28 protein-coding genes and 1 pseudogene are annotated in these 25,782 nt (G+C 61.8%); 4 read left to right on the forward strand and 25 right to left on the reverse strand.

The window, feature by feature from the left end:
- From DBO86_RS07270 to DBO86_RS07290, 5 genes and pseudogenes are all read right to left on the reverse strand, one after another.
- Nucleotides 1-354 (reverse strand): integrase repeat-containing protein (locus DBO86_RS07270; RefSeq protein WP_208630390.1); only part of this gene is annotated, 354 nt, incomplete at its 3' end.
- Nucleotides 355-370: 16 nt separating this feature from the next.
- On the reverse strand, nucleotides 371-1,741 hold the full coding sequence (gene gmtY, locus DBO86_RS07275; RefSeq protein WP_074855971.1) for a gamma-mobile-trio recombinase GmtY: 1,371 nt from the start codon (nucleotides 1,739-1,741) through the stop codon (nucleotides 371-373).
- 158 nt (nucleotides 1,742-1,899) lie between these two features.
- Nucleotides 1,900-2,019: pseudogene (locus DBO86_RS07280) on the reverse strand (radical SAM protein); the annotation flags it as partial.
- A gap of 268 nt (nucleotides 2,020-2,287) precedes the next feature.
- Nucleotides 2,288-3,256 carry a GTP 3',8-cyclase MoaA gene (locus DBO86_RS07285; protein WP_017677598.1) on the reverse strand — a complete coding sequence of 323 codons (969 nt, stop codon included), beginning with the start codon at nucleotides 3,254-3,256 and terminating at the stop codon, nucleotides 2,288-2,290.
- A 79-nt stretch (nucleotides 3,257-3,335) separates the two neighbouring features.
- Nucleotides 3,336-3,959 (reverse strand): TetR/AcrR family transcriptional regulator, encoded by a 624-nt coding sequence (locus tag DBO86_RS07290; RefSeq protein ID WP_003461933.1) that lies wholly within the window; start codon nucleotides 3,957-3,959, stop codon nucleotides 3,336-3,338.
- A 75-nt stretch (nucleotides 3,960-4,034) separates the two neighbouring features.
- On the opposite strand from DBO86_RS07290, the gene DBO86_RS07295 reads away from it, so the two are divergent.
- Nucleotides 4,035-5,168 carry an aminotransferase class V-fold PLP-dependent enzyme gene (locus DBO86_RS07295; protein WP_108233355.1) on the forward strand — a complete coding sequence of 378 codons (1,134 nt, stop codon included), beginning with the start codon at nucleotides 4,035-4,037 and terminating at the stop codon, nucleotides 5,166-5,168.
- Between the two features lie 351 nt (nucleotides 5,169-5,519).
- Here DBO86_RS07295 and DBO86_RS07300 read toward each other — a convergent pair whose 3' ends face one another.
- The 10 genes from DBO86_RS07300 to fabD form a co-directional block, all read right to left on the reverse strand.
- Nucleotides 5,520-6,308 (reverse strand): TatD family hydrolase, encoded by a 789-nt coding sequence (locus DBO86_RS07300; RefSeq protein ID WP_108233356.1) that lies wholly within the window; start codon nucleotides 6,306-6,308, stop codon nucleotides 5,520-5,522.
- A 114-nt stretch (nucleotides 6,309-6,422) separates the two neighbouring features.
- Entirely contained in the window at nucleotides 6,423-6,779 is a 357-nt protein-coding gene (locus tag DBO86_RS07305; RefSeq protein WP_104730286.1) for a PilZ domain-containing protein, read from the reverse strand.
- A gap of 126 nt (nucleotides 6,780-6,905) precedes the next feature.
- A complete protein-coding gene (locus DBO86_RS07310; RefSeq protein WP_108233357.1) occupies nucleotides 6,906-7,898 on the reverse strand; it encodes a DNA polymerase III subunit delta' in 993 nt (330 codons plus the stop codon).
- On the reverse strand, nucleotides 7,891-8,523 hold the full coding sequence (gene tmk / locus DBO86_RS07315) for a dTMP kinase (RefSeq protein ID WP_104730284.1): 633 nt from the start codon (nucleotides 8,521-8,523) through the stop codon (nucleotides 7,891-7,893). The genes DBO86_RS07310 and tmk overlap by 8 nt, the downstream gene beginning before the upstream one ends.
- 9 nt (nucleotides 8,524-8,532) lie before the next feature.
- On the reverse strand, nucleotides 8,533-9,588 hold the full coding sequence (mltG, locus tag DBO86_RS07320) for an endolytic transglycosylase MltG (RefSeq protein WP_104730283.1): 1,056 nt from the start codon (nucleotides 9,586-9,588) through the stop codon (nucleotides 8,533-8,535).
- A 3-nt stretch (nucleotides 9,589-9,591) separates the two neighbouring features.
- Nucleotides 9,592-10,407 carry an aminodeoxychorismate lyase gene (gene pabC, locus DBO86_RS07325; RefSeq protein ID WP_108233358.1) on the reverse strand — a complete coding sequence of 272 codons (816 nt, stop codon included), beginning with the start codon at nucleotides 10,405-10,407 and terminating at the stop codon, nucleotides 9,592-9,594.
- The gene (fabF, locus tag DBO86_RS07330; protein ID WP_003461946.1) at nucleotides 10,407-11,651 is read right to left on the reverse strand and encodes a beta-ketoacyl-ACP synthase II; all 1,245 of its coding nucleotides are present in this window, start codon (nucleotides 11,649-11,651) and stop codon (nucleotides 10,407-10,409) included. Before fabF ends, pabC begins: the two co-directional genes overlap by 1 nt.
- Nucleotides 11,652-11,762: 111 nt before the next feature.
- A complete protein-coding gene (acpP, locus tag DBO86_RS07335; protein ID WP_003245177.1) occupies nucleotides 11,763-11,999 on the reverse strand; it encodes an acyl carrier protein in 237 nt (78 codons plus the stop codon).
- Between the two features lie 228 nt (nucleotides 12,000-12,227).
- Nucleotides 12,228-12,971: a 3-oxoacyl-ACP reductase FabG gene (fabG, locus tag DBO86_RS07340; RefSeq protein WP_003245179.1), complete on the reverse strand. Its 744-nt coding sequence runs from the start codon at nucleotides 12,969-12,971 to the stop codon at nucleotides 12,228-12,230.
- 15 nt (nucleotides 12,972-12,986) lie between these two features.
- Nucleotides 12,987-13,925 (reverse strand): ACP S-malonyltransferase, encoded by a 939-nt coding sequence (gene fabD / locus DBO86_RS07345; protein ID WP_108233359.1) that lies wholly within the window; start codon nucleotides 13,923-13,925, stop codon nucleotides 12,987-12,989.
- Here fabD and DBO86_RS25985 point away from each other — a divergent pair.
- Nucleotides 13,924-14,190 carry a hypothetical protein gene (locus tag DBO86_RS25985; RefSeq protein WP_039964818.1) on the forward strand — a complete coding sequence of 89 codons (267 nt, stop codon included), beginning with the start codon at nucleotides 13,924-13,926 and terminating at the stop codon, nucleotides 14,188-14,190. The two genes, fabD and DBO86_RS25985, sit on opposite strands and share 2 nt — an antisense overlap.
- 5 nt (nucleotides 14,191-14,195) lie before the next feature.
- Here DBO86_RS25985 and plsX read toward each other — a convergent pair whose 3' ends face one another.
- The 3 genes from plsX to DBO86_RS07365 are packed head-to-tail and all read right to left on the reverse strand — an operon-like array spanning nucleotide 14,196 to nucleotide 15,933.
- Nucleotides 14,196-15,206, reverse strand: a complete 1,011-nt coding sequence (gene plsX, locus DBO86_RS07355; protein WP_108233360.1) for a phosphate acyltransferase PlsX — start codon at nucleotides 15,204-15,206, stop codon at nucleotides 14,196-14,198.
- A 3-nt stretch (nucleotides 15,207-15,209) separates the two neighbouring features.
- The gene (rpmF, locus tag DBO86_RS07360; protein ID WP_003245185.1) at nucleotides 15,210-15,392 is read right to left on the reverse strand and encodes a 50S ribosomal protein L32; all 183 of its coding nucleotides are present in this window, start codon (nucleotides 15,390-15,392) and stop codon (nucleotides 15,210-15,212) included.
- 13 nt (nucleotides 15,393-15,405) lie between these two features.
- Nucleotides 15,406-15,933: a YceD family protein gene (locus DBO86_RS07365; protein WP_104730279.1), complete on the reverse strand. Its 528-nt coding sequence runs from the start codon at nucleotides 15,931-15,933 to the stop codon at nucleotides 15,406-15,408.
- A gap of 387 nt (nucleotides 15,934-16,320) precedes the next feature.
- Between DBO86_RS07365 and DBO86_RS07370 the strand changes: the two genes are divergently transcribed.
- Nucleotides 16,321-16,902 (forward strand): Maf family protein, encoded by a 582-nt coding sequence (locus DBO86_RS07370; protein WP_108233361.1) that lies wholly within the window; start codon nucleotides 16,321-16,323, stop codon nucleotides 16,900-16,902.
- A gap of 45 nt (nucleotides 16,903-16,947) precedes the next feature.
- Here DBO86_RS07370 and sppA read toward each other — a convergent pair whose 3' ends face one another.
- Genes sppA through rluC form a run of 3 tightly spaced genes read right to left on the reverse strand, consistent with a single transcriptional unit; the run spans nucleotide 16,948 to nucleotide 19,556 of the window.
- Nucleotides 16,948-17,925, reverse strand: a complete 978-nt coding sequence (gene sppA / locus DBO86_RS07375; RefSeq protein WP_108233362.1) for a signal peptide peptidase SppA — start codon at nucleotides 17,923-17,925, stop codon at nucleotides 16,948-16,950.
- The gene (locus tag DBO86_RS07380; RefSeq protein ID WP_108233363.1) at nucleotides 17,915-18,610 is read right to left on the reverse strand and encodes an HAD-IA family hydrolase; all 696 of its coding nucleotides are present in this window, start codon (nucleotides 18,608-18,610) and stop codon (nucleotides 17,915-17,917) included. Before DBO86_RS07380 ends, sppA begins: the two co-directional genes overlap by 11 nt.
- Nucleotides 18,603-19,556 carry a 23S rRNA pseudouridine(955/2504/2580) synthase RluC gene (gene rluC / locus DBO86_RS07385; protein ID WP_108233364.1) on the reverse strand — a complete coding sequence of 318 codons (954 nt, stop codon included), beginning with the start codon at nucleotides 19,554-19,556 and terminating at the stop codon, nucleotides 18,603-18,605. Before rluC ends, DBO86_RS07380 begins: the two co-directional genes overlap by 8 nt.
- 579 nt (nucleotides 19,557-20,135) lie before the next feature.
- On the opposite strand from rluC, the gene rne reads away from it, so the two are divergent.
- Complete coding sequence (gene rne, locus DBO86_RS07390; RefSeq protein WP_108233365.1) at nucleotides 20,136-23,204, forward strand: ribonuclease E; 3,069 nt, start codon at nucleotides 20,136-20,138, stop codon at nucleotides 23,202-23,204.
- A gap of 128 nt (nucleotides 23,205-23,332) precedes the next feature.
- Here the strand turns inward: rne and murB are convergent, their stop codons facing one another.
- From murB to DBO86_RS07410, 4 genes are read right to left on the reverse strand one after another with little or no spacing between them, the layout of a single operon-like run.
- Nucleotides 23,333-24,352: a UDP-N-acetylmuramate dehydrogenase gene (murB, locus tag DBO86_RS07395; RefSeq protein ID WP_003461965.1), complete on the reverse strand. Its 1,020-nt coding sequence runs from the start codon at nucleotides 24,350-24,352 to the stop codon at nucleotides 23,333-23,335.
- Complete coding sequence (locus tag DBO86_RS07400; RefSeq protein ID WP_108233366.1) at nucleotides 24,349-24,813, reverse strand: low molecular weight protein-tyrosine-phosphatase; 465 nt, start codon at nucleotides 24,811-24,813, stop codon at nucleotides 24,349-24,351. The genes murB and DBO86_RS07400 overlap by 4 nt, the downstream gene beginning before the upstream one ends.
- Nucleotides 24,813-25,577, reverse strand: a complete 765-nt coding sequence (gene kdsB / locus DBO86_RS07405; RefSeq protein WP_003461969.1) for a 3-deoxy-manno-octulosonate cytidylyltransferase — start codon at nucleotides 25,575-25,577, stop codon at nucleotides 24,813-24,815. The genes DBO86_RS07400 and kdsB overlap by 1 nt, the downstream gene beginning before the upstream one ends.
- Nucleotides 25,578-25,763, reverse strand: coding sequence for a Trm112 family protein (locus DBO86_RS07410; protein ID WP_003461970.1), 186 nt, complete (start codon nucleotides 25,761-25,763; stop codon nucleotides 25,578-25,580).
- Nucleotides 25,764-25,782 lie beyond the last annotated feature (19 nt).

Genomic DNA, 25,782 nt, shown 5'->3' on the forward strand with positions numbered 1-25,782 from the left:
GCCGAGGAAGTCGTACCAGTCAATCCAGCCGGCATCGGCATAGAACTCATCGGGGCTGGACGGCAGTCGCGGGTCTTCACGGTAGCGCTTGGTGTACTCGGGCTGCCTCTTGACGCCCAGCGCCCGGGCTGCCGCCTGGGCCTCCGCGTAGGTCGTGTAGAAGTCGGGCCGTTCATTGCCGAGGAAGTCGTACCAGTCAATCCAGCCGGCGTCGACATAGAACTGACTGGGGTTGGACGGCAGTCGCAGGTCTTCGCGGTAGCGTTTTTTGTAGTCGGAATGCTTCTTGATGCCCAACGCCTGGGCTGCCACCTGTGCCTCGGCGTAGGTATAAAAATTCTTCTTGGTTGGCATCGGCATCAGTCCTTGGTCAAAGGTCGTGGGAATCATCTGCATACTGCAAGCGCAGCCGCTCCTCCAGGTCTCGGAGACTCTGGCGCATTTGCGCTGTCGTGGGCTGCGTGTAGGTCTGACTCGATGTGATCGACGCATGGTGCATGGCGTTTTTGATCAACAGCGGGGCGGCGCCACCCCGAGCCAGGCGCTGGCCATAGGCATGACGGTGGCCGTGCGGGGTTGTGCCCTCGATCTTCTCGTACGCTAACCCGATTCTCTCAATACCCAACTTGTGAGCCTTGCGGAACATTCGGTGTGAGTAAGGCTGACCGTCGCGGTTGGTAAAGGCATAGGGATGACCTTCGCTGGCCTTCGGCTTTAACCGCTGTTTCAGGTGATAGTCACGCCACAACTCGGCAAAAATCTGCCCGGCTTCATGGGGGAAGAAGAAGACCTCGAAACAGCGTCGGTGCGGGTCGGTTATCAGGCCGTTCTTCCACCCGAGGAACAGCGGGTCGATCGCTTTGACCAGCCGGTTGCGGGGTTGCAGGCCGTATTGGCTTTGAAGGTAAACAGCGCGGTTGGCCTTACCGCCAGGTGCCAGCCCGTATTCAGGGTGATAAATACGTACGATGACCTCCCCGGCCTCTAAGCTAACGTCATCACTCCAAAGCGAGAGCGCTTCGGACAGCCTCAATCCGCCGTAGTGCATGAGGTAGGTAATCAGGACATTTCGAAGGTCTATAGGCCCTCGTGAATCTCGTGACCGCCTGCGGAAACCCTCGCATACCAGCAGCTCGAAGTGTTCCTCTGGAAATGCCTTGGTGGGCGTTTGCCGTTCAACAGGCATCGTCCTTGAGCGCACGGCTCTGGACTGCTTCGTCTGCGACGTGGAACGCCAGAGGTGGGTAAGAAAGGCGTTATCTCTGCGGTGCGAATAGGCAGCCCAATTCAGCCGTTCCTCGTGCCTAGTCGCATGCCGCCAGTGATTGAGTTGCAGCTTGGCGTCTTCGTTGACGACAGCCAGCCAATCGCTAAATCGCGTGACATGGCCGATCAGCTTACCGGCATCGTCCGGTTGCCTTGGTTGCCACCACAGGCCTGAAGGGTCGCAGCTATTGGACACCGTGCCGGTGTAAAGCGCGTCTGAGAACGCCGTGAACAGCGCTCTCGGAGTGTCATAGAAGCCCTGGTTGGCCTCCATGTATTCCAACAGCAACTGCAACGCGAAAGTCGCAGACTCCTGCCAGGAACGGCTCTTGATCCGGTTCAGGTGCATGTATCGAGCGAACTGATCCAGAACGCCATGCTCGGTGACGATAACCGGCAGGATAATCTGAATGCCTGTCGAATCAGCCACAAAGGTTCTGAACTCACGATGAGACGATTCGAGGACAGTTGGCATGAGCGGCCCTACGATATTTCTTAGGTTTATGTACTCGTTTGGGGTAAATCTAGCTCTTAAACTCGTACCACCAAGCCCTCACCAAATAAATATCACGGATATCTATGCTGGATGTGGGCTTTTGAGTTGAGGTTTTGGACCACGTATCGGGGTAACTAATCGCAGAAGGTGCACTGGTTCCAGGAGCAGCCGTTGGTAACCGGCAGAATCAGCGACTGCGCCTCGCTCGGCGGACGAAACACTGGTTCGATGTAGGCGATGGGAAAGGTGGCGGACATGCAGGCAGTCACTCGGTTGGTTGGCGCCCCGGCAGTTTATCCGGGCCTGGCGTGACTGCCGAGCCACTTAGGCCTTGGCCAAAGCTTCTGCACACCTCTCAGTTTGCGCTGAGGCCGGATGGCACGGCGCTCTGTTTCAACCCATCGACGATGATGGACGTGGGCTAAAGCCCACCCTACAGCACTACTCTTCGGGGCCGGGCGGAGCTCAGCTCCAGCCCACCAGCGATGCTAGACCTGGCCAAATCTCCCAGCAAAGCCGCGAAGCTCAGCCGCCGATGATCTTCATCACGGTGACACCGCCGGAGAAGGCCAGGTCCTGCTTGTCGCCGAGGGCCTTGACCAGCAGACGCTGCAGCGCCGGCAAGGCCTGGTGACGGGGTTTGTCCAGCAGGTCGCCAACGAAGTGGCGGTTGCTCGACGACAGGCAGCCGTGCAACCAGCCGGTAGACGACAGGCGCAGACGCGAGCAGGTACGGCAGAACGGCACGCTTTCGTTGGCAATCACGCCGAAATGACCGGCACCGGGAATGGCGTAACGCATCGCCGTGGCATCCACCGGAGCGCTGGCCTGAACGTACTGGTGACGGCTGCCGATCAGCTCGAGCAGCTCCGGCAGGCCGACGAATTGCTGGTTGAAGGCATTGGGGTCGCGCGCCAGGTGGCCCATGCGCATCAGTTCTATGAAGCGCAGCTCGAAACCGCGTTCCAGGCAGTACTCGAGCAGCGGCAGCACCTGGTCGAGGTTCTGCCCGCGCAACGGCACCATGTTGACCTTGATCTTCATCCCGGCTTCGCGCGCCGCTTCCATGCCAGCCAGCACGGTGGCCAGGTCGCCGCCGCGGGCGATGCTGCGGAAGGCGTCGGCGTCGAGGGTATCGAGGGAAACATTGAGACGGCGGATACCGCATTCGACCAGCAGCGGCAACTTGCGCTCGAGCAACTGGCCGTTGGTGGTGAGGCTGATATCGTCGAGGCCGAGTTGGCTGACCTGGCGCAGGAAAGGCTCCAGGCGCGTGCTGACCAGCGGCTCACCACCGGTGATGCGCAGGCGCTCGATGCCGGCTGCTTCGATCAGGTAAGCCACACCACGCGCCATGGCGTCGGCGGAGAGTTCGTCCTGAGCGGCGACCAGACGCTTGCCGTTCGGCACACAGTAGGTGCAGGCGTAGTTGCAGGCGGCGGTCAGGCTGACGCGGAGGTTGCGAAAGCGTCTGCCCTGGCGGTCGACGATCATTGGGAGCTCCAGTTCGTTAAGAACCGGAGTATATCGCTATGTTAGCCACGGCACAGTACCGTGGCCGACATGCCAGGCATCAGGCGTCGCGCTTGCGCTTGTTACCCATGCGCACGCCGATGTCCATGAGGAACTGGAAGAAGCCTTCCTGATCCTCGAGCACGTTGCTCCAGAACGGCGAGTGATACAGCGCCACGGCGCCGTGCACCAGGGCCCAGGCTGCGCAATAGTGGAAGTACGGCGGTACGTCTTCCAACTTGCCTTCGGCGATGCGGCCCTTGATCAGCTGGGTCAGACGCTCGAAGTTGGAAGCACGGATCTTGTGCAACTGCTCGACCATTTCCGGCACTTGATTGCCCTTGACCACCTTCTCTTCGAGGCGATCGAACAGGCGATAGCGTTGCGGATCGCGCATGCGGAATTCGAAGTACGCACGCGACAGCGCTTCCTTGTCACGATCCACATCGGCCGAATGCAGCAGTTCGTTGAGATCGCGCTCGTAGTCGAGCATCAGGCGCAGGTAGATCTCCGCCTTGGACTTGAAGTGCTTGTAGATAGTGCCTTTGCCGATACCGACCGCATCAGCGATCATCTCGACGGTAACGCTGTCTTCTCCTTGTTCGAGGAAGAGTTTCAGCGCGGTATCGAGAATTTCTTGCTCGCGGCGACGGAATTCGCGGACCTTACGGGGTTCTTTCTGCATAAAGGGACTACGGGGTCAAAAATCGAAGCCACTTATTATGCCCAAATGCGGCCAAATTGCATGGATCATCCGACCATGTACGTGTTTCATGATGAGTTCCCTCTGGAAAATGGACTGCGCTATCTGAACCATGCGGCTGTCGCCCCCTGGCCGAAACGCAGTGCTGAAGCGGTTCGACGGTTCTCGGAAGCGAACGTCAGCAGCGGTGCGCGTGACTATCCCGACTGGCTGAAACTTGAGCGTAGCCTACGCGAACGCCTTGTGCGCCTGATGAACGCACCAAGCACCGGTGATATTGCACTGGTCAAGAATACCTCCGAGGCACTCTCGTTCGTGGCCTTCGGCCTGGACTGGCGAGCTGGCGACCAGGTGATCATCAGCGACGAGGAATTCCCTTCCAACCGCATCGTCTGGCTGGCCCTGGCGGCTCAGGGCGTCGAGGTAGTCGAGGTCAATCTCAAGGGTGTTGATCCAGAAGCGGCCTTGCTCGCCGCCTTCACCCCGCGTACACGCCTGTTGTCGATCAGCGCCGTGCAGTTCGCCAGCGGCCTGCGTCTCGATCTGCCGCGCCTAGGCCGCGGCTGCCGCCAGCATGGCGTGCTGTTCTGCATTGATGCCATCCAGCAACTGGGTGCCCTGCCCTTCGACGTTCAAGCCTACGACTGCGACTTCGCCATGGCCGACGGCCACAAGTGGATGCTCGGCCCGGAGGGCCTGGGGGTGTTCTATTGCCGCAGTGCGGTACGCGATCAGCTGAAACTGCACGAGTATGGCTGGCACATGCTCGAACATGCCGGCGACTACACCCGCCAGGACTGGCAGCCAGCCCGCAGTGCACGGCGCTTCGAATGCGGCAGCCCGAACATGCTCGGCGCCTTCGCCCTGGAGGCGAGCCTGTCGTTGCTCGAGGAAGTGGGCATGGAGCGGGTCGGCGCGCTGGTGGGAAAACGGGTTCAGCGCCTGAACGATGGTATTCGCGAATTGCCTGGTGCAGTGATCCATAGCCCGCTCGACCCTGCGCGTCGTGCCGGTATTCTCAGTTTCAGCCTGGCGGGCTGGGACAATCCGGCGCTATATCAGCGCTTGCGCGAGGAGCAGGTGATCTGCGTGCAACGCGGCCCAGGAGTGCGTTTATCGCCGCATTTCTACACCAGCGAGCAGGTGATCGAGGAAACGCTGAGCCTGCTAACCCAGCTGGCAAAAGGGTGAGAACTCACCAGCGCCCGTGGTATTCCAAATCCGTTTAAAAAACTCAGGCTTTGGTCTGGACGCTCGCGAATCATGGCCAATACTGGAACGTACTGGTGTGCGGCATCTCCCCCCAAGTGCCCCGCCAGCCAAGGTACCGTGGACCGCGTACCTTGATTTACTCCTAATGGTCTTGACCCGGATTCATCCCCCAGAGTCCGGGTTTTTTTTTGCTCAGCGGATCGCCGTTCCCGTAGGGTGGGTTAGCCGCCTGTCACGATCTGACTGCTGAGCTGGATCTGGGTGCCGCGTAACCCACCATAGCTGCAACGCCTCACGTCGCCTGGTGCGCGCCGCGCCACCTACGGGCTGTTATGCGTCAGCCACACCAGCCAACGGGAACAGACGCTTGAAGTTGCTCGAGGTCTGCTCAGCCAGCACCTCGTAGCTAACCCCACGCAGCACCGCCAGGTACTCGGCCACTTCACGTACGTATTGCGGCAGGTTGGGCTTGCCGCGATGCGGCACGGGCGCCAGGTAAGGCGAGTCGGTTTCCACCAGCAGACGGTCAGCCGGCACATGGCGCGCCACATCGCGCAGCGCCTCGGCATTGCGGAAGGTGACGATGCCGGACAGGGAAATATAAAAACCGATGTCCAGCGCGGCCCTGGCCATCTCCCAGTCTTCGGTGAAGCAATGCAGCACGCCAGCCTGTGGCAGCGCCGCTTCGCGCAACAACGCCAGGGTGTCGGCGCGGGCCTCGCGGGTGTGCACGATTACCGGCTTGCCAGTGATGCGCGCCGCCTCCAGATGCAGACGGAAGGAGGCCTGCTGCAGCGCAGCGGATTCAGGCTCGTAGTGGTAATCCAGACCGGTCTCACCAATGGCGACCACTTTTGGATGTGCCAGCTCGCCCAGTAGCCAGTCCAGCGCAGGCTCGGCGCCCGGCTCGAGATCCAGCGGATGCACGCCCACCGAACAATCGACATCGGCATAGCGCTCGGCCAGGCCCTTGACCGTGGCGGCGTTGTCGGCGCTGACGCCAATACACAGGAAATGCCCGACGCCGGCGGCGCGCGCCGCATCCAGGGCGGCATCCAGCGAGCCACCGTGAGCAGCGAGGTCGAGACGATCAAGGTGGCAATGGGAGTCAATCAGCACAGCGGGAGAACTCGAGCAAAGGGAAAGCCCGAATTGTAATCGAAAGTGGCAGGCGCCTGGACGCTCTGGAGGAGATACTTCGACCGCGAGGACAGTACGCGCGCGGCCAGCGGGTTACATGGTGTGAGTCGGGCGGTCGGACTTCAGCGCGCCAGCGAGGTAGGTTTCGATCTTGTTGCGAGCGGTGTTATCACTGTCGTTGAACTGAACACCGACACCGGCAGCACGGTTGCCCTGCGCGCCTTTCGGGGTGATCCACACCACCTTGCCGGCCACCGGAATCTTCTCCGGCTCATCCATCAGGTTGAGCAGCATGAACACTTCGTCACCGAGCTTGTAGCTCTTGTTGGTGGGAATGAAGAGACCGCCATTCTTGATGAAAGGCATGTAGGCCGCGTACAGCACGGACTTGTCCTTGATGGTCAGGGACAGAATTCCGTTACGGGGACCCAGATTGGGTGGCAGGCTCATCAGCACATTCCTGGCATTTATTGCTTAATGGCCGATTCTAGGGCTTGTTCATGCTCATGCGCAAACAACCGGGCGGCAGGCAGCCAGCAGAATGTGACGCCCTGCCGAATCCGGCTCTCGCGCCAGTCAGCCGCGATCCTGTCCTGGCAAGGCGGCCCACTGCACCAGCAAGGCTTCCAGTAGCAGCACACGATTGAGGTTGGCTTTACCCATCACCTTCTGCCTTTGCGCGAGCAGCCATTCCTGAATCGCCAATACCTTGGCCTGCGCGCTCTTGTCCGCCAGGTACTGCACCACCTTGCGCATATCGACCTGGCCCAGGCCTTCCTCGTCCTTGGTCAGTTGGTAGCGCAACATCAGTTGCGCCCAGTCGCAGAACCAGTCGAACAGCAGATTCAGCGGCAATGAGCTCCAGCTTTCCGCCAGTTGGCTCGGGGAGATCTGCTGCTTGAGCAGTTTTTTCACTCCCTCCACGGCCTGAGCTCGTTGCTCGCGTACGCCCTGAGCCTGCAGGCGCACGGCCGCCAGCGGCGAACCCGCCGCGAGCGTGAGCAGGTCGGCACGCTCATCGTCACCCAGTTCGGGCAGTGCCTGGGCCAGCCAGGCCAGGCTCATCGCCTCGCTCGGCAATGGGCAGGCCTGCTGCACGCAGCGACTCTTGATGGTCGGCAACAAGCGGCTGGGCTGGTGGCTGATAAGCAGCAGCACGGTATTGCCGGAGGGTTCTTCCAGGCTCTTGAGCAGCGCGTTGGCGGCGTTGAGGTTCATCGCCTCGGCCGGCTCCAGCAGCACCACCTTGCGCCCACCCAGCTGCGCGGTCTGCACCACGAAGTCGACCAGCTCACGCACCTGATCGACCTTGATCGGCTTGTCCGCCTCTTCGGGCTCCAGCACGTAGTTGTCCGGGTGCGTACCGGCAGCCAACAGATGACAGGATTTACAGTTGCCACAGGCATCCAGCCCATTCGGGTTCTGGCATAGCAGGCGCGCCATCAGGCGCTCGGCCAGCGCACGCTTGCCGATGCCGGCCGGACCATGCAGCAGGTAGGCATGGGCGTGCTGGCTACGCCCGGCGAGTTGCTGCCAGAGCGCTTGTTGCCAGGGATAGACATCAGCCACGGCAAGCCTCCAGCAGGCTCGGCAGCAAGGCATCGATATCGGCCTGCACCTGAGCCAGGGTCTGCCCGGCATCCAGCACGCGATATCGTTGTGGCGCCTGCTCGGCGCGCTGCAGATAGGCCTGGCGTACCGCTTCGAAGAAGCCACGGCCTTCCTGCTCGAAACGATCCAGGCGACCGCGAGCCGCGGCGCGAGCCAGACCGATCTCCACCGGCAGATCAAAAATCAGCGTCAGATCAGGGCGCAGCTCGCCCTGAACGAACTGCTCAAGCTGCGCGATGCGTTCGATGGAAAGACCCCGACCACCACCCTGGTAGGCGTAGGTGGCATCAGTGAAACGGTCGCACAGCACCACGCTGCCCTTGGCCAGAGCCGGACGAATCACCTGTTGCAGGTGCTGGGCACGGGCGGCGAACACCAGCAGCAACTCGGTATCGGCCGCCATCGGCTCATCGCTCGGGTCGAGCAGCAGCTCGCGGATGCGCTCGGCCAGGGGCGTACCGCCGGGCTCGCGGGTCAGCAGCACATCGATGCCCTGCTCGCGCAGGCGCTCAGCCAGGTATTCGCGGTTGGTGCTTTTGCCGGCGCCTTCCGGGCCTTCCAGGGTAATAAACAGACCGGTCACGGATTGCCCTTATTCGGTTTCGGCCGCCGCACGGGGCGCGGGGCTGGAGCGGTAGTCGGCGCGACGCTTGAGCTGGTATTCGCGCACCGCGCGGTTGTGCTCGGCCAGGGTGTTGGAGAACACATGGCTGCCGTCGCCTCGCGCGACAAAATACAGGGTGGTGCCATCGCGCGGGTTGAGCGCGGCATGAATCGCCTCACGGCCGACCATGGCAATCGGCGTTGGCGGCATCCCGTCGATGGTATAGGTGTTGTAGGGCGTTGGCGTGCGCAGGTCGGCGCGGGTGATGCGGCCGTTATAGCGCTTGCCCATGCCGTAGATGACGGTGGGATCGGTCTGCAGGCGCATGCCCATGCGCAGGCGACGCACGAACACGCCAGCAATCTCGCCGCGCTCTTCGGGTACACCGGTTTCCTTCTCGATCATCGAGGCCATGATCAACGCGTCGTACGGCTCGCGATAGGGCAAACCCTCGGCGCGCTGCTGCCACTCTTCAGCCAGAACACGCTCCAGACGGGCGTTGGCCTGCTTGAGCAGGTCTTCGTCGCTCATGCCGCGCACGTAACGATAGGTATCGGGGAAGAAACGCCCTTCCGGGTTCTGCCCGGCCATACCCAGGCGCTCCATCAGCTGGGCATCGCTGAGATCGGCCAGGCGCTGCTCCAGACGCTCCTGGCGGGCCAGAGCGGCGCGCACCTGGCGGAAGTTCCAGCCCTCGACCAGGGTCAGGCTGTACTGCACCACCTCACCGCGCTGCCACAGGCCAAGCATGTCGCGGGCGCTGAGTTCCGGTAGCAGGCGGTATTCGCCGCTGTGCATGGCAGGCGCATTCAGATTGAAGCGCCAGTAAAGGCGCAGCCAGAAGGCATTGTCGATGACACCTTCTGCTTCCAGACGATTGAGCAGGCCGCTCGGCGTAGCGCCGGACGGCACCTCCAGAAGCATTTCTTCAGCCAGATGCAGAGGCTGCTCCAGCGCTCTTTGCTGCTGCCAGGCAGCACCAACTACCAGTAGAGCAGCCAACAACACGCCGCATTCAAGCAGCACCAGGATCTTGCGTAGCACCAGTTAGTTACTCAGTAGGTCGCAGACGATGGCCTGCAGTTTACGGGTGAGCGGCCCGACCGACCAGTGTCGCTCTTGCAGCGCCCGAACAGGCCAGATGCCGTAAAGGCTGTTGCAGAGAAAGACTTCATCGGCATCCAGCAGTTCGTCGTAAGAAACATCGCGTAACTCGACAGACAGCCCGAGCAACTGCGCCTGCTGCAGGATCTCCGCACGCATCACGCCGGCTACACCACAGCGCGACAAATCAGCCGTCACCAGCCCGCCGCCGACGACGAGGAACAGGTTGCTGTACACGCCCTCGATGACTCGGCCACTGCTGTCGCGCATCAGGCCCTCGGCACACTCGGGGTCCTGCCATTCGGCTCGCGCCAGTACCTGTTCCAGGCGATTGAGGTGCTTGAGCCCGGCCAGCAGCGGTTGCTCAGCCAGACGCGTCTCACAGGGAAACAGACGCACGCCCTGCTCGGCATGCGCAGCGGGATACTGCGGCAGCGGCGCCGCCTGCAGGATGCGCAGCGGCTGACAGGGTTGCGGCGGCGCGTAGCCACGCTGGCCCTCACCGCGGCTGACGATGAGTTTGGCGACGCCCTCACCCAGCAGCCCGGCGAACGCCTGTAGCTCGTGCTCAATGAGAACCAGATCGAGGGGAATGGACAGGCGCCGACAACCATCGGCCAGGCGCGCCATATGCCGCGCCAGCAGCGGGATGCGCCCGCCGCGCACGGCGATGGTCTCGAACAGACCATCGCCATAAGCCAGGCCACGGTCGCGAACCGACAACTGCTCGCCGGGCGCACCGTTGACCCAGCTCAGCATCAGCCGTGGTACCGACGGAACAGCAGTGAGCCGTTGGTGCCGCCGAAGCCGAAGGAGTTCGACAGGGCGATTTCGATCGGCATGGCCTTGGCCTGATGCGGCACGAAGTCCAGGTCGCAGCCTTCGTCCGGCTCGTCGAGGTTGATGGTCGGCGGCGCCACCTGATCACGGATCGCCAGCACGCTGAAGATCGCCTCCACCGCACCTGCCGCACCGAGCAGGTGGCCGGTCATGGATTTGGTCGAGCTGACCGACAACTGGTAGGCGTGATCACCGAACACGCTCTTGACTGCCGCAGCTTCGGCGATATCGCCAGCCGGGGTCGAAGTGCCGTGGGCGTTGATGTACTGCACCTGGTCGGCATTGACACCGGCATCGCGCAGGGCGGCGGCCATGCAGCGCGCCGCGCCGGCACCGTCCTCGGGCGGCGAGGTCATGTGGAATGCATCGCCGCTCATACCGAAGCCGATCAGCTCGGCATAGATGGTGGCACCACGCGCCTTGGCGTGTTCCAACTCCTCCAGCACCAGGGCGCCGGAACCGTCGGACAGCACGAAACCGTCACGGCCCTTGTCCCACGGACGACTGGCCTTGGTCGGCTCGTCGTTACGCGTCGACAGCGCACGCGCGGCACCGAAGCCGCCCATGCCCAGGCCGCAGGCTGCCATCTCGGCGCCGCCGGCGACCATCACATCGGCTTCGCCATAGGCGATGTTGCGCGCGGCCATACCAATGCAGTGCGTGCCGGTGGTGCACGCCGTGGCGATGGCGTAGTTCGGCCCCTGCAGACCCAGGTGGATCGACAGGAAGCCGGAAATCATGTTGATGATCGAGCCCGGCACGAAGAACGGCGAAATGCGCCGCGGCCCTTGCTCGTGCAGCGATTTGCAGTTGTTCTCGATATTGGTCAGGCCGCCGATGCCGGAGCCCATGGCCACACCGATACGCTCACGATTGGCGTCAGTGATGTCCAGCCCGGAATCACGCACGGCCTGGAAGCAGGCAGCGAGACCGTACTGGATGAACAGGTCGAGCTTGCGCGCCTCCTTGGCGGAGAGATATTCCTCGACATTGAAGCCCTTGAGCGACCCGCCAAAACGGGTGGAGTAGGCCGACAGGTCCATATGCTCGATCAGACCGATGCCACTGCGCCCGGCCAAAATGCCCTGCCAGCTGCTCGGCACATCGTTACCCAGTGGCGACAGCATGCCCATACCGGTAACCACGACGCGTCTACGCGACACAGCAATCTCCTCTTGTTCTACTCAGGCGCCACATGCGCCCTGCACGTAAAGAAAAACCGCACGCCTGATTAGGGCAGTGCGGCTTTTCTCGATCAGAAAGCTGACGGTGACTTATTGCGCGTGGGCAGTCACGTAGTCGATAGCTTCTTGAACGGTGGTGATTTTCTCAGCTTGCTCGTCCGGGATCTCGGTCTCGAATTCTTCCTCGAGAGCCATCACCAGCTCAACGGTGTCAAGAGAGTCGGCACCCAGGTCTTCAACGAAGGAAGCGCTGTTGGTTACTTCCTCTTCCTTGACGCCAAGTTGCTCAGCAACGATTTTCTTGACGCGTTCTTCGATGGTGCTCATACCTTGTTTTCACTCCTATTGGACAAATCCAGGCAGCTGGTAGCGGCCAAGTGTATAGAAAGGGTTTTTAGCATTTCAAGCTGAATGCCGGGGAGCCCCCAGGAACACTTCAACGATCTGTCTATAAACCTGTTGCAGCTTTATAACGGATTTTAGACAGCCACTATGACAGTTTTCTGATGGCTCGCGTCACATTCGAGAGCCTCCGGGCATTCGGAGGCGCCCTTTTTAACTCATGTACATACCGCCGTTCACCGGAATAGTAGCCCCAGTGACGTAGCCTGCGCCATCGGAAGCCAGGAAACCGACTACCTTGGCGATCTCTTCGGCCTGCCCCAAACGGCCCAGCGGAATCTGCGTCAGCAGCGCGTCGCGCTGGCCTTCCGGCAGCTCACGGGTCATATCGGTGTCGATGAAACCTGGGGCCACCGAGTTGACCGTGATACCGCGCGAACCGACTTCACGCGCCAGCGCGCGGCTGAAACCTTCCAGACCAGCCTTGGCTGCAGCGTAGTTGACCTGACCGGCATTGCCCATCGCACCGACCACGGAGCCGATGTTGATGATGCGCCCGAAACGTGCCTTGGTCATGCCACGCAGCACGGCCTTGGACAGACGGTAGAGACTGTTCAAGTTGGTGTTGATGACGTCATGCCACTCGTCGTCCTTCATGCGCAGCATTAGATTGTCACGGGTGATACCGGCGTTATTGACCAGGATCAACGGCTGACCAAGATGTTGCTGGATGTGTTCGAGGGTGGTGGCAACCGATTCGTCGTTGCTCACGTCGAGCACCAGACCGGCGCCTTCGACGCCATTGGCCTTGAGGGTTTCGGCGATACGCTCAGCACCCGAGGCACTGGTCGCGGTGCCGATGACGATGGCGCCCTGACGACCCAGTTCCAGAGCGATTGCCTGACCGATACCACGGCTGGCGCCGGTGACCAGTGCGACTTTACCTTGCAGACTCATGTTCGTTCTCCTTGCTCAAGCCAGGGCTGCGCGAGCGGCAGCAAAAGCATCCGGGGTATCCAGGTTGTGAGTATTGATGCCTTTGACGCAGCGCTTGTTCAGGCCGCTCAGCACCTTGCCAGGGCCGCATTCGATCAGATCGGTCACGCCCTGTTCGGACAGACGCACCATCGACTCGACCCAGCGTACCGGGCTGTATAGCTGCGCCAGCAGATCAGCCTTGAGGGTGCCCAGATCGGATACCACGGCGGCACTGACGTTCTGCACCAGCGGGATTTGTGGTGCCTGCCAGCTCAGCGCCTCGACCGACTCGGCGAAACGCTCGGCTGCCGGCTTCATCAGCGCACAATGCGACGGCACGCTGACCGGCAGCGCCATGGCGCGCTTGGCGCCACGGGCCTTGCACGCTTCGATGGCGCGCTCGACGGCAGCGGCGCTACCGGCGATCACCACCTGGCCAGGTGCGTTGAAGTTCACTGCGCTGACCACATCACCCTGCGCCGCTTCGGCGCAGGCGGCCAGCACGTCGGCATCTTCCAGACCGAGGATGGCGGCCATACCGCCCTGCCCGGCCGGAACGGCCTGCTGCATCAATTGACCACGACGCTCCACCAGCTTCACGGCATCGACAAAGGCGATGCTGCCAGCTGCGACCAGCGCGGAGTATTCACCCAGGCTGTGACCAGCAACGAAAGCGGGCTTGGCACCACCCTCGGCCTGCCACAGACGCCACAGGGCGATGGAAGCAGTGAGAATGGCCGGCTGGGTCTTGTCGGTCTGGTTCAGTTGCTCTTCCGGCCCTTGCTGGGTCAGTGCCCAGAGGTCGTAGCCGAGCGCTTCGGAAGCTTCGCCGAAAGTATCGAGCACCAGCTGCTGCCGGGCACCGTGGTCGGCAAGCATGGTCAGGGCTTGCGAGCCTTGACCGGGGAAGACGAATGCGAGGGATGCAGACATGAATAAGTCCCTTGAGTCGAAAAACCAACGCCAGGCGAGCCTGGCGCAGCAAACTGACAGTTGGATGACAGGCTGCGCGCAGCGGTCACATTCCGCCGCACGCCACGCCCTGAAGGGCGCCTCTAAAAACGTAGGCGAGGCAGCCAGCGCAAGGCAAAAACAGGCGAAAAAGCGCAGTTTACGCGCTGTAAATGAGCATTTTGAGCCTGTTTTTAACGCCGCGATGGCAACGCAGGTAGTTTTTAGAGCTGCCCTGAAAACGTGACGAGTTTACAGTAACAAGTCCTCGAGGCGACCATGCAGTCGCTGCGGCAAATTCTCCTGCACCTCGCGCAGCGCACAGCGAATGGCACTCTGAAAGCTTTCCTGGCCAGCCGCACCATGACTCTTGACCACGATGCCCTGCAGCCCGAGGAAACTCGCACCATTGTGCTTGGCGGGCGCAAGGTCGGCCTTGAGGCGACGCAACAACGGCATCGCCAGGGCACCTATCGCCTGGGCGAACAACCCATCGCTGAACAGCGTCTCGACCCGCCCGGTGATCATCTTGGCCAGGCCTTCGCTGGATTTGAGCAGGATATTGCCAACGAAACCGTCGCACACCACGACATCGGCTTCGCCGCGATACATGCCGTCGCCCTCTATGTAGCCGATGAAGTTCAGCCCATGCGCCTGCTGCAGCATATTGGCCGCCAGCTTGACCTGCTGATTGCCCTTGATGTCTTCGGTACCGACATTGAGCAAGGCGACTCGCGGCCGAGAAACGCCCAGCGTCTCGGCCGCCACGGCGCCCATGATCGCGAACTGATAGAGGTGCTCGGCACTGCAATCGACGTTGGCGCCCAGATCCAGCAGGTAGCAGTGACCGCGCTCGGTGGGAATCGGGCTGACCATGGCCGGCCGATCGATCCCCGGTAGCGTCTTCAGCACGTAACGCGACAGCGCCATCAGCGCACCGGTATTGCCGGCACTGACGCAGGCATGCGCCTGACGCTGACGCACCAGCTCCAGCGCCACGCGCATCGAGGCATCCGGCTTGCCACGCAGGGCCTGCGCCGGACGTTCGTCCATGGCGATGACTTCACTGGCGTGATGAACCTGCAGACGCGAGCGATCGACGCCGGGCTGGCGAGCGAGCTGTTCTTCGATAAGGGGAGCTTGGCCGACGAGGGCCAGGTGCAGCGAGGGGAATTCGGCCAGCGCAGAAATGCAGGCCGGAACAATGCAGTGGGGACCGAAGTCCCCACCCATTGCATCAATCGCGATGATCGAGGCGGACAAGGATTACTCGTCAGCGCCCTTGTCGATCACTTTGCGACCGCGGTACACGCCTTCCGGAGAAACGTGGTGGCGCAGGTGAACTTCACCGGTGCTCTTCTCTACGGACAGGGTGCTGGCCTCGAGGGCGTCGTGCGAACGACGCATGTCGCGGGCGGAACGGGATTTTTTGTTCTGCTGAACAGCCATAATTGATTAACTCCTAAACGTTTGGGTCACGCTTTAACTGCGCCAATACACTGAACGGGTTGGACCGCGATACCTCGTCCTCGCCTGGCACGGGCTCATCGAGACCGTCCGGCTGCTGGCAATCACCTAGGGCATGAGCAGGAACGATCGGTAGGGCGAGGAGTAATTCATCCTCGACCAGACCAAGCAGCTCCAGCGGCTCCTCACCCACTTCCAGCACGTCGTAGCCCTTCGGCAAGGACTGAGTGTTCGCTCCAACCCGAACCACGGCGTATTCACATTCGCTGCGGATGGGTAGCGCGACCAGCTCCAGACAACGCTGGCAGACCATTTTGACCTCAACCTCAAGCTCACTGCGGATAACCACAGTTTTCTGCTCGTCACGCGCGAAATGAAATTTCGCCTGCACCGTGCCAGCCGTTTCGGCAAGCGGGTCGCAGAGACGCTGCAGGCTGGCCAGTTCGAGCTGCCCTTCGAGGGCAGCTTCGCGGTCGGCGAGCTTGCGCGGATCAACGTGAGGTGGAATCGGCCCATTCAACATAGGCGCAGCATTCTAGGGATGCACCCTGCCCATGTCAAAGGAAATTCAGCCTGTCTTCAGGGGCACCTCTAAAAACTACCAGCGTTGCCATCGCGGCGTTAAAAACAGGCTCACAGCCGAAGGCTGAACGCGCTTTAGCGCGACCCCGAAGGGGTGAGCGAAGCGAATCAAGCGCTCATTTACAGCGCGTAAAGTCGGGCGCGACCCCGGTCATTTTTCGCCTGCTTTTATGGGGCCGCCATCGGTATTGCGCTGACTGCCTCGGCTCGGGCTTCCTGCTTCACTCTACCTCCTGCATCCTTGCAGTCGTCGCCTACGTTCTTAGAGGCGCCCACAAGTAGCGGCGATCAGTAGAATTTCTCGCCCACCTATATAAAGGAAGAGAACATGCCCGCGCTGCTGCTCGCCTCGAGCTCACCCTACCGCCGCGAGCTGCTCGGTCGCCTGCAACTGCCCTTCTCCTGGCAATCGCCGAGCATCGATGAAAGCCGACACGAGGACGAATCTGCCATCGATCTGGTCAAGCGCCTGGCCGAAGAAAAAGCCCGTGCCCTCGCCGACAGCCACCCCGATCACCTGATCATCGGCTCGGATCAGGTCGCCGTACTCAGCAATGGGCAAATACTCGGCAAACCCCACGATCTGGCGAGAGCCCAGCAACAACTGCACGCAGCCAGCGGCAGCAGCGTCACCTTCCTCACCGGACTGGCACTGCTCAATTCGAGCACCGGCCAATGCCAGGTCGACTGCGTGCCGTTCACCGTACATTTCCGCTCACTCAGCGACGCGCAGATTCTGCGTTACCTGCAACGCGAGCAGCCATTCGATTGCGCCGGCAGTTTCAAGTCAGAAGGCCTGGGCATCAGCCTGTTCCGCAGCACCGAAGGCGAAGACACCAGCAGCCTGATCGGCCTGCCACTGATTCGCCTGGTGGACATGCTGCTGAACGAGGGAATCGAAGTCCCTTGAGCCCTCAACGAAGAAGGCCCGCTCAGCGGGCCTTCCTTTTACCTGTCAGCGCAGCGTCGGCCCCTGAAAGCCCATCCACAACGCGATTCGATCCGCCACACTGGTACCCAGGCGCTTGGCGAAGCGATCGAATGGCGTATCACGCTGAGTGAAGTCGACCATTTCCTTCTCGCCAATCACCTCACGGGCCACATAGCTGGCACTACCCAACGCATCGACCAAACCCAACTGCAGCGCCTGCTCGCCCGACCAGACCAGCCCGGAGAACAACTCGGGATGCTCATCCGCTTTGAGACGATCACCGCGCCCCTTTTTCACGCTATCGATGAACTGGCGATGGGTGGTATCGAGCACGGATTTCCAGAAACGAGTTTCTTCTTCCTTCTGCGGCTGGAACGGATCGAGGAAGGCCTTGTGCTCACCCGAGGTGTACACGCGACGCTCGACACCGAGCTTTTCCATCGCCTCGACAAAACCAAAGCTGGCCGCCGTCACACCAATGGAGCCAACCAGGCTGGCCTTGTCGGCATAGATCTCATCAGCCGCACTGGCAATGTAGTAGGCACCGGAGGCACCCAGATCACTGATTACCGCATAGACCTTGGTCTGCGGATATTCGCCGCGCAAACGACGGATCTCGTCATAGATGTAGCCGGACTGCACCGGGCTGCCGCCCGGGCTATTGATGCGCAGGATCACACCTTTGGTATTGGTGTCCTCGAAGGCGGCGCGCAGACTGCCCACGACCTTGTCGGCACTGGCCTCCTCACGGTCGGCGATCATGCCGCGAATCTCGATCAGCGCCGTATGCGCAGTGGTAGTCGAGGCTGATTTCAGATCGAGAGCCGGCAATACCAGCGCCAGCGCACCGAACAGATAGATAAAGGTCAGCAGCTTGAAAAAAATGCCCCAGCGACGCGAGCGGCGCTGCTCCTGAACACTGGACAGCAGGGCTTTTTCCAGCAGCTTCCAGCTCTTGGCATCCTCGGTCGACGAAGACGATGACTTCCACTCATCCGACATGCTCACTCACCTCTGCAGAACGCACCGCACGATGACCTTCCAGCCATGTACGCAGCTCATTGAATTCATTGATCACCAAACGCGGCGAGCACTCACGCAGCACCGACAACGGCTGCGCACCGAAACCTACCGCCACGGCATCCATCCCGGCATTGCGCGCCATCAGCAGGTCGAAGGTCGAATCCCCCACCATCAGCGCGCGCTCGGGCTGCACCCGGCAATGCGCAAGAATCTCATGCAGCATCAGCGGATCGGGCTTGCTTGCCGTCTCGTCGGCGCAACGGGTGATATCGAAGTAATCCAGCCAACCCTTGTCAGCCAGCACCCGATGCAACCCCTTGCGCCCCTTGCCAGTGGCCACGGCAAGACGATAACCCTGATCTCGAAAGACCTCGAGCGACTCGCGCACACCCTCGAACAGTGGCGACGGCTCGGTTTCCAGCGCCAGATACTGCTCGCTGTAGGCACGCCGGATGGTTTCGATTCGCAGCGGCTCATCGAGTTCCGGGTAAAGCGTGCGAATCGCCACACCCAGCTCCAGACCAATGATCCCGCGCACCGCAACATCCGTGCAGCGCGGCACGCACGCCACATCAGCAGCACGGTGCATGGCCTCGACGATACGGCCGATGGAATCCACCAGCGTGCCGTCCCAATCGAAAATCAGTAGCTGATAATCAGGCACTCAGACGCTCCAGGGTCTTCGCCCACATCTCATCCACCGGAGCCTCGAGCTTCAGCACACCACCATCGGGCAGCGGCACGTGCAACTCATAGGCATGCAGGAACAGGCGTTTACCGCCCAGCTCGCGAATCTCGCGGGAGAAGTCGTCGTCGCCGTATTTGCTGTCGCCGGCGATACCATGACCCGCATATTGGGCATGCACACGAATCTGATGGGTACGACCAGTGATCGGCCTGGCTTCGACCAGCGTGGCGAACTCACCGAAACGGCGCAGCACGCGAAATACCGTGAGCGCCTCCTTGCCCTCGGGATTCACCTCGACCATACGCTCGCCGGAGCGCAGGTTGCTTTTCAGCAGCGGCGCGGCGATCTGCTTCTTGGCAGTCGCCCAGTGGCCACGCACCAACGCCATATAGCGCTTGTCCACGCCATCGCCGCGCAGCGCTTCGTGCAGGTGGCGCAGCATGCTGCGCTTCTTGGCGATCATCAGTAGACCGGAGGTATCGCGATCGAGACGGTGCACCAGCTCCAGATCCTTGGCATCGGGCCGCAACTGGCGAAACGCCTCGATCACACCGTAATTCAAGCCGCTGCCACCATGCACGGCGATACCGGCCGGCTTGTTCAGCACGATCAGCGCCTTGTCCTCATAAACGATGGCGGCTTCGAGGCGCTGCAGCAGCCCCTGCGCCAGCGGCTCGGGCTCATCGCGCTCAGCCAGGCGCAGCGGCGGCACGCGCACCACGTCACCAGCCTGGAGTTTGTATTCGGGCTTGATCCGCCCCTTGTTAACCCGCACTTCGCCCTTGCGCAGAATGCGGTAAATCAGGGTCTTGGGCACGCCCTTGAGCTGTGTCCTGAGGAAGTTGTCGATGCGTTGGCCGGCGAGATCCGGTGCAACCTCGATCAGCTGAACGCCGGAGGCTGGAGAGGCGGGAGTAGTCATTGCGCAATCATAACAATTTTTTATGGAATTGAAGCACTTAATCATTGCTGCTATAGTCGCGAACGCCGCCAAAAGCGGCCTGGCTTGCGGATGAATGCCAAACTTGCCATCCCCTGCCCGCGCAAACGTATTTGGACGTGAGGCCGTCCGACGGATTCTTCAGGTTAGAAAGGCCGCAAAAGGCCACGAAGACTTCGGAAATAAAGCCTTGAGTATGATGCGCGATTCGCCCACCGGGCGGTCGCGGTAACTGACAACCGCTGCGGAATCCGCGCGCGGCACCCGATTTTCAGCGATACGTGTAGGGTGGAGATGTACAACTGTCGGACTGCGTAGCATATCGCTTGATCAAAGACGCCTCATCTCGTCCGCTACCGCCAGTTGATTCCTCTTCCTGACTGAGTGCTTTCTGTCACCACAGCAAGCAGGAGACGTCCGTCGCGACCGCGGCCCGATAATGGCTGACCGTCGCTAGACAGTGGAACGATTTACGACCGTTTCTGACGCGCCTGACACCGACCCTGAGAGTCGTGTGTGCCTAACGTGGCTTCCGCTAGCCCCGGAACCCATTGGTACCACATGAAAAGAATGCTAATTAACGCGACTCAGCCTGAAGAGTTGCGTGTTGCCCTGGTAGATGGCCAAAAACTCTACGACCTGGACATCGAGTCCGGCGCCCGTGAACAAAAAAAAGCCAACATCTACAAAGGCCGCATCACCCGCGTTGAACCCAGCCTCGAAGCCGCTTTCGTCGACTTCGGCTCCGAACGCCACGGCTTCCTCCCCCTCAAAGAAATCTCCCGCGAATATTTCTCCAAGTCTCCTGAAGGCGGCCGCGTCAACATCAAGGACGTGCTCAAGGAAGGCCAGGAAGTCATCGTCCAGGTCGAGAAAGAAGAGCGCGGCAACAAGGGCGCAGCCCTGACCACCTTCATCAGCCTCGCAGGTCGCTACCTGGTACTGATGCCGAACAACCCGCGTGCCGGTGGCATCTCCCGCCGCATCGAAGGCGAAGAGCGCAACGAACTACGCGAAGCACTGAACGGCCTCAACGCGCCGGCCGACATGGGCCTGATCGTGCGTACCGCCGGCCTCGGCCGCTCCAGCGAAGAAATGCAGTGGGACCTCGACTACCTGCTGCAACTGTGGAGCGCCATCAAGGAAGCCTCCACCAGCCGCCCTGCCCCGTTCCTGATCTACCAGGAATCCAACGTTATCATCCGCGCCATCCGCGACTACCTGCGCCAGGACATCGGCGAAGTGCTGGTCGACAGCGTCGAAGCCCAGGAAGAAGCGCTGAGCTTCATCCAGCAGGTGATGCCGCAGTATGCCAGTAAGATCAAGCTGTACGAAGACAGCGTGCCGCTGTTCAACCGCTTCCAGATCGAAAGCCAGATAGAAACCGCCTTCCAGCGTGAAGTGAAACTACCCTCCGGTGGATCCATCGTCATCGACCCGACCGAAGCCCTGGTTTCCATCGACATCAACTCGGCGCGCGCTACCAAGGGCAGCGACATCGAGGAAACCGCGCTGCAGACCAACCTGGAAGCGGCCGAGGAAATCGCCCGCCAGCTGCGCCTGCGCGACATTGGCGGCCTGATCGTCATCGACTTCATCGACATGACCCCGGCCAAGAACCAGCGCGCCGTCGAAGAGAAGATGCGTGAAGCCCTGGAAGCCGACCGCGCCCGTGTACAGGTCGGCCGCATCTCGCGCTTCGGACTGCTGGAAATGTCCCGTCAGCGCCTGCGTCCATCCCTCGGCGAGACCAGCGGCATCGTCTGCCCGCGTTGCAACGGTCAAGGCATCATCCGCGACGTCGAATCCCTGTCGCTGGCCATCCTGCGCCTGATCGAAGAAGAAGCGCTGAAGGATCGCACCGCCGAAGTCCGCGCTCAGGTACCGATCCCGGTCGCCGCGTTCCTGCTCAACGAGAAGCGCAACTCGATCACCAAGATCGAACTGCGCACCCGTGCGCGTATCGTGATCCTGCCGAACGATCACCTGGAAACCCCGCATTTCGAAGTGCAACGCCTGCGTGACGACAGCCCGGAAGCCCTGAGCGGCCAGACCAGCTACGAAATCGCCGCCACTGCGGAAACCGAAGAAACCGCCGCCCAGCCGGCCGCCGCCACGCGCACTCTGGTTCGCCAGGAAGCTGCGATCAAGGCCGCACCGCGCAGCAGCGCCCCGGTCGCTGCCGAGCCTCAAGCACCACTGGCTCCGACCAAGGCGCCTGAACCGAGCCTGTTCAAGGGCCTGGTGAAGTCTCTGGTCAGCCTGTTCGCCGGCAAGGAAGAAGAAGCCCAGCCCGCAGCAGTCGAGAAGAAGAGCAACGAGCGTCCGCCGCGCGAAGAGCGCCGCAACGGTCGTCAGCAGAGCCGTAACCGTGGCGGTCGCCGCGATGACGAGCGCAAACCTCGTGAAGAGCGCGCCCCGCGTGAAGAACGTCAGGCCCGTGAACCGCGTGAAGAACGCCAACCTCGCGAAGAGCGTCAACCGCGTGAAGAGCGCGCCCCACGTGAGCCGCGCGAAGGTCAGGAAAACCGCCGTGAGCGCAAGCCGCGCGAAGAACGCGCCCCGCGTGAAGAGCGCGTGCGTGAACTGCGTGAACCTATCGCAGCCGATACCGATGCCGATGCTGGTAACGAGCAACGCGAAGAGCGTGCCGAGCGCCAGCCGCGTGGTGAACGTCAGGAGCGTCAGCGTCAACCGCGTGAAGAGCGTCAGCCGCGTGCCGAGCAAACCGAGGCCCTGCAGGACGAAGCACTGCCGAACGAAGAGCAACTGCAGGACGACGAGCAGGACAGCAACGATGGCGAGCGCCCACGTCGCCGTTCCCGCGGTCAGCGTCGGCGCAGCAATCGTCGCGAACGTCAGCGTGATGCCGATGGCAACCTGATCGAGAGCGCCGAGAACAGCGAAGCTGCCGGTAACGACGCTCAGACCGTCACCCCGGTCGCCGTGGCTACTGCCGCTGCCGTGGTTGCAGAAAGCGTCGACAGCAGCGAAGCCGTTGCCAGCGAGGCTCCGGTCAGCGAAGCCCCGGCCGTCGAAGCCCCGTCTGTTCAGGTTGAAGAAGCCCCTGCTGCTCAACCGGTCGAGGCGCAAGCCGAGGCTGCTGTGAGTGAAGTGGCTGAAGCTGCTCCGGTCGCAGAGAAAGCGGTTGAGGCAGAACCGGCCGCAGTCGAACCCCCTGCTGCCGCTGAAGCGCCAGTTGCCGAACCGGTCGCTCAAGCTGAGCCGACTGTCGAAGTCGCCCAGGAGCCTGTTCCGGCACCGCTCGAGCAAGCACCTGCTGCCGCAGCGGTTCCGACCAATGCCACTGGCCGCGCACCGAACGACCCGCGTGAAGTGCGTCGTCGTCAGCGTGAAGCTGAGCGCCTGGCGCGCGAAGCTGCACAGGCCGCCGCTGCAGCCCCGGCTGTAGAAGCTGCCCCAGTAGTCGACGCCGCTCCGGTCGCTGAAGCAAGCGCCCCGGCAGAAGCCGAAGCCGCTGTAGTCGAAACAGCTCCTGTAGTCGAGCCGGTCGCTGAAGCCGAAGCCACCTCTGTCGTAAGCGAACAACGCGTGAGCGATGCGGTAGAGCAAGCGCAGCCGGAAGAAGAAACGCCAGCCGACAAGGAGGAGGTCAAGCCTCAGGCTTGATCCTCCTGCGGTAAGTAAAAAGGGGATGCCTAGGCATCCCCTTTTTCATTTCCGTGTCTGGCGCTGCAGAAGCGTAGCCCGAATGCAATCCGGGAGCGGCAGGCAGCGGATCACGCCCTGCCTACAGATCAGAGCACGTTGGGCTCGATCTCCAGCTCAACACCGAAGCGCTCGAATACATCGCTCTGGATACGCTGCGCCAGCTGCAGCAGTTGCGCGCCCGTGGCCTTGCCGTAATTGACCAGCACCAGCGCCTGCAAACGATGCACGCCGGCATCGCCCTCGCGAAAGCCTTTCCACCCTGCCCGCTCGATCAACCAGCCAGCCGCCAGTTTGACCAGGCCATCACCAGCCGGATAGCTGACCAGATCGGCACGCTCGGCGCGAATGCGCTCGGCCAGCTCGAACGAAACCAGCGGATTCTTGAAGAAGCTGCCGGCATTACCCAGCTCGGTGGGATCTGGCAGCTTTTCGCTGCGGATGGCGCAGATCGCTCGACTGACATCGGTGGCGGTCGGCACTTCGACGCCCATCTCCGCAAGGCGCTGGCGCACCGGGCCGTAGTCAAGGCGCAGTGCAGCCAGACGGCTCAAGCGGAAACGTACGCGCAGGATCAACCAGCGCCCGGCTTCGCGCTTGAACAGACTGTCGCGGTAGGCGAAGGCACAGTCTTCCAGCGCGAAGTCGCGCAGCTCGCCGCTGTGCCGATCCAGAGCGGTCAGGCCGGCAAACAGATCCTTGATCTCCACACCATAGGCGCCAATGTTCTGCATCGGCGCAGCGCCCACGGTACCGGGAATCAGGCTGAGGTTTTCCAGGCCATTGAGGCCCTGCGCCAGGCTCCATTGCACGAACGGATGCCAGGGCTCGCCGGCTTCGGCCTCCACCAGCACCTGCTCGCCGTCGTCCTCGAGGATACGAATGCCACGGCTGGCCATGCGCAGTACCAGCGCCTCGACATCGCGGGTCAGCAGCAGGTTGCTGCCACCGCCGATCACCAGCAGCGGCAAGCCCTGCTGCCCGGCCAGGCGTAGCGCCTCGCGCACTTCGTCATCGTTGTGGGCTGCGGCGAAATGCCGGGCACGCACCTCGACACCAAAGCTATTGAAGGCCTTGAGCGACACATCACTCTGCAGATTCAGGCTCACAGGCGCCCCTTGATTTCCACCAGCAACGCATCACTGGCTTGCTCGATCAGATCCAGCACCTGCTCGAAGCCATCGTCGCCGCCGTAGTAGGGATCAGGCACCTCATCCAACGCCAGTTCATAGCGACGCAGATAAAGGTCGAGGTCCGCGCGGGCATCAGTCGGGCGCAGCGCCTTGAGATTACGCAGATTGCTCTGATCCATGGCCAGGATCAGGTCGAAGCGCTGAAAGTCGGCAGCCTCGACCTGGCGCGCACGCTGCGCGGACAGATCATAACCACGGCGTAGGGCCGCCTGACGGGTGCGACTGTCCGGCGCCTTGCCGACGTGCCAGTCACCAGTGCCGGCGGAATCCACCTGCACACGACCGTCCAGCCCTGCCGCACGCAGCTTGTGGCGCAGCACGCCTTCAGCCGTGGGCGAGCGGCAGATATTGCCCAGGCAAACGAACAGAACCTTCATCAGGCCCCCAGCAGGTGGCGCACCCGCTCCAGGTCTTCGGCGGTATCCACGCCAGCAGCCGGCGCTTCGAGCGCATCGGCGACATGGATGCGCACGCCGTTATACAACGCGCGCAACTGCTCCAGGCACTCGGTGTCTTCCAGCCAGCACGGGCCCCAGGCAACGAAATCATGCAGAAAACCCGCGCGGTAGGCATAGATACCAATGTGGCGACGGTATGGCACACCTTGCGGCAGCACATCGCGGCACTTGGCAAAGGCATCGCGCGCCCAGGCCAGCGGTGCACGGCTGAAGGTCAGCGCCAGGCCACTCTTGTCGGCCACCACCTTGACCACATTGGGGTTGAATAGGGAGGTGACGTCCTCGATGGGCTCGGCCAGGGTGGCGATACCGGCCTGCGGATTGGCCGCCAGGTTGGCTGCCACCTGATCAATGATCACAGGCGGAATCAGCGGCTCGTCGCCCTGCACGTTGACCACAATGGCGTCGGCCGGCAAACCGAGCTGGGTGGCGACTTCGGCCAGGCGGTCGGTACCGGAGTTGTGATCCTCGCGGGTCAGCAGCACCTCGGCGCCAAAGGCCTGGCAGGCTTCGACGATACGCGCATCGTCGGTGGCGATGACCACGCGCTGGGCCGAACTCTTCTTCGCCTGCTCCCAGACATGCTGCACCATGGGCTTGCCGGCGATGTCCTGCAGCGGCTTGCCGGGCAGGCGGGTGGAGGCGTAACGAGCAGGAATGACGACGGTGAAGGCTGCGCTCATTTACTTGTCCAGACGCTCATCGGGGGTCAGGGTGCGCGCTTCGCTTTCCAGCATCACCGGAATGCCGTCGCGGATCGGGTAGGCCACGCCAGCGCCCTTGCTGATCAGTTCAGTCTTGTCTTTGGAAAGCTGCAGCGGCCCCTTGCAGATCGGGCAGGCGAGAATGTCGAGCAGTTTAAGGTCCATGGCGGAATCCTTGCTGGGG

It is taken from the genome of Ectopseudomonas oleovorans (genome assembly GCF_003052605.1).
GTDB lineage: Bacteria > Pseudomonadota > Gammaproteobacteria > Pseudomonadales > Pseudomonadaceae > Aquipseudomonas > Aquipseudomonas oleovorans_A.

What these genes read in the sequence shown, in the direction of transcription:
- gmtY (WP_074855971.1), bottom strand. Translation starts at nt 1,741, where the DNA reads ATGCCAACTGTCCTCGAATCGTCTCATCGTGAGTTCAGAACCTTTGTG.
- DBO86_RS07285 (WP_017677598.1), bottom strand. Translation starts at nt 3,256, where the DNA reads ATGATCGTCGACCGCCAGGGCAGACGCTTTCGCAACCTCCGCGTCAGC.
- DBO86_RS07290 (WP_003461933.1), bottom strand. Translation starts at nt 3,959, where the DNA reads ATGCAGAAAGAACCCCGTAAGGTCCGCGAATTCCGTCGCCGCGAGCAA.
- DBO86_RS07295 (WP_108233355.1), top strand. Translation starts at nt 4,035, where the DNA reads ATGTACGTGTTTCATGATGAGTTCCCTCTGGAAAATGGACTGCGCTAT.
- DBO86_RS07305 (WP_104730286.1), bottom strand. Translation starts at nt 6,779, where the DNA reads ATGAGCCTGCCACCCAATCTGGGTCCCCGTAACGGAATTCTGTCCCTG.
- pabC (WP_108233358.1), bottom strand. Translation starts at nt 10,407, where the DNA reads ATGCTGAGCTGGGTCAACGGTGCGCCCGGCGAGCAGTTGTCGGTTCGC.
- acpP (WP_003245177.1), bottom strand. Translation starts at nt 11,999, where the DNA reads ATGAGCACCATCGAAGAACGCGTCAAGAAAATCGTTGCTGAGCAACTT.
- fabG (WP_003245179.1), bottom strand. Translation starts at nt 12,971, where the DNA reads ATGAGTCTGCAAGGTAAAGTCGCACTGGTCACCGGCGCCAGCCGTGGT.
- DBO86_RS25985 (WP_039964818.1), top strand. Translation starts at nt 13,924, where the DNA reads ATGAATAAGTCCCTTGAGTCGAAAAACCAACGCCAGGCGAGCCTGGCG.
- fabD (WP_108233359.1), bottom strand. Translation starts at nt 13,925, where the DNA reads ATGTCTGCATCCCTCGCATTCGTCTTCCCCGGTCAAGGCTCGCAAGCC.
- rpmF (WP_003245185.1), bottom strand. Translation starts at nt 15,392, where the DNA reads ATGGCTGTTCAGCAGAACAAAAAATCCCGTTCCGCCCGCGACATGCGT.
- DBO86_RS07365 (WP_104730279.1), bottom strand. Translation starts at nt 15,933, where the DNA reads ATGTTGAATGGGCCGATTCCACCTCACGTTGATCCGCGCAAGCTCGCC.
- DBO86_RS07370 (WP_108233361.1), top strand. Translation starts at nt 16,321, where the DNA reads ATGCCCGCGCTGCTGCTCGCCTCGAGCTCACCCTACCGCCGCGAGCTG.
- sppA (WP_108233362.1), bottom strand. Translation starts at nt 17,925, where the DNA reads ATGTCGGATGAGTGGAAGTCATCGTCTTCGTCGACCGAGGATGCCAAG.
- rluC (WP_108233364.1), bottom strand. Translation starts at nt 19,556, where the DNA reads ATGACTACTCCCGCCTCTCCAGCCTCCGGCGTTCAGCTGATCGAGGTT.
- rne (WP_108233365.1), top strand. Translation starts at nt 20,136, where the DNA reads ATGAAAAGAATGCTAATTAACGCGACTCAGCCTGAAGAGTTGCGTGTT.
- DBO86_RS07400 (WP_108233366.1), bottom strand. Translation starts at nt 24,813, where the DNA reads ATGAAGGTTCTGTTCGTTTGCCTGGGCAATATCTGCCGCTCGCCCACG.
- kdsB (WP_003461969.1), bottom strand. Translation starts at nt 25,577, where the DNA reads ATGAGCGCAGCCTTCACCGTCGTCATTCCTGCTCGTTACGCCTCCACC.
- DBO86_RS07410 (WP_003461970.1), bottom strand. Translation starts at nt 25,763, where the DNA reads ATGGACCTTAAACTGCTCGACATTCTCGCCTGCCCGATCTGCAAGGGG.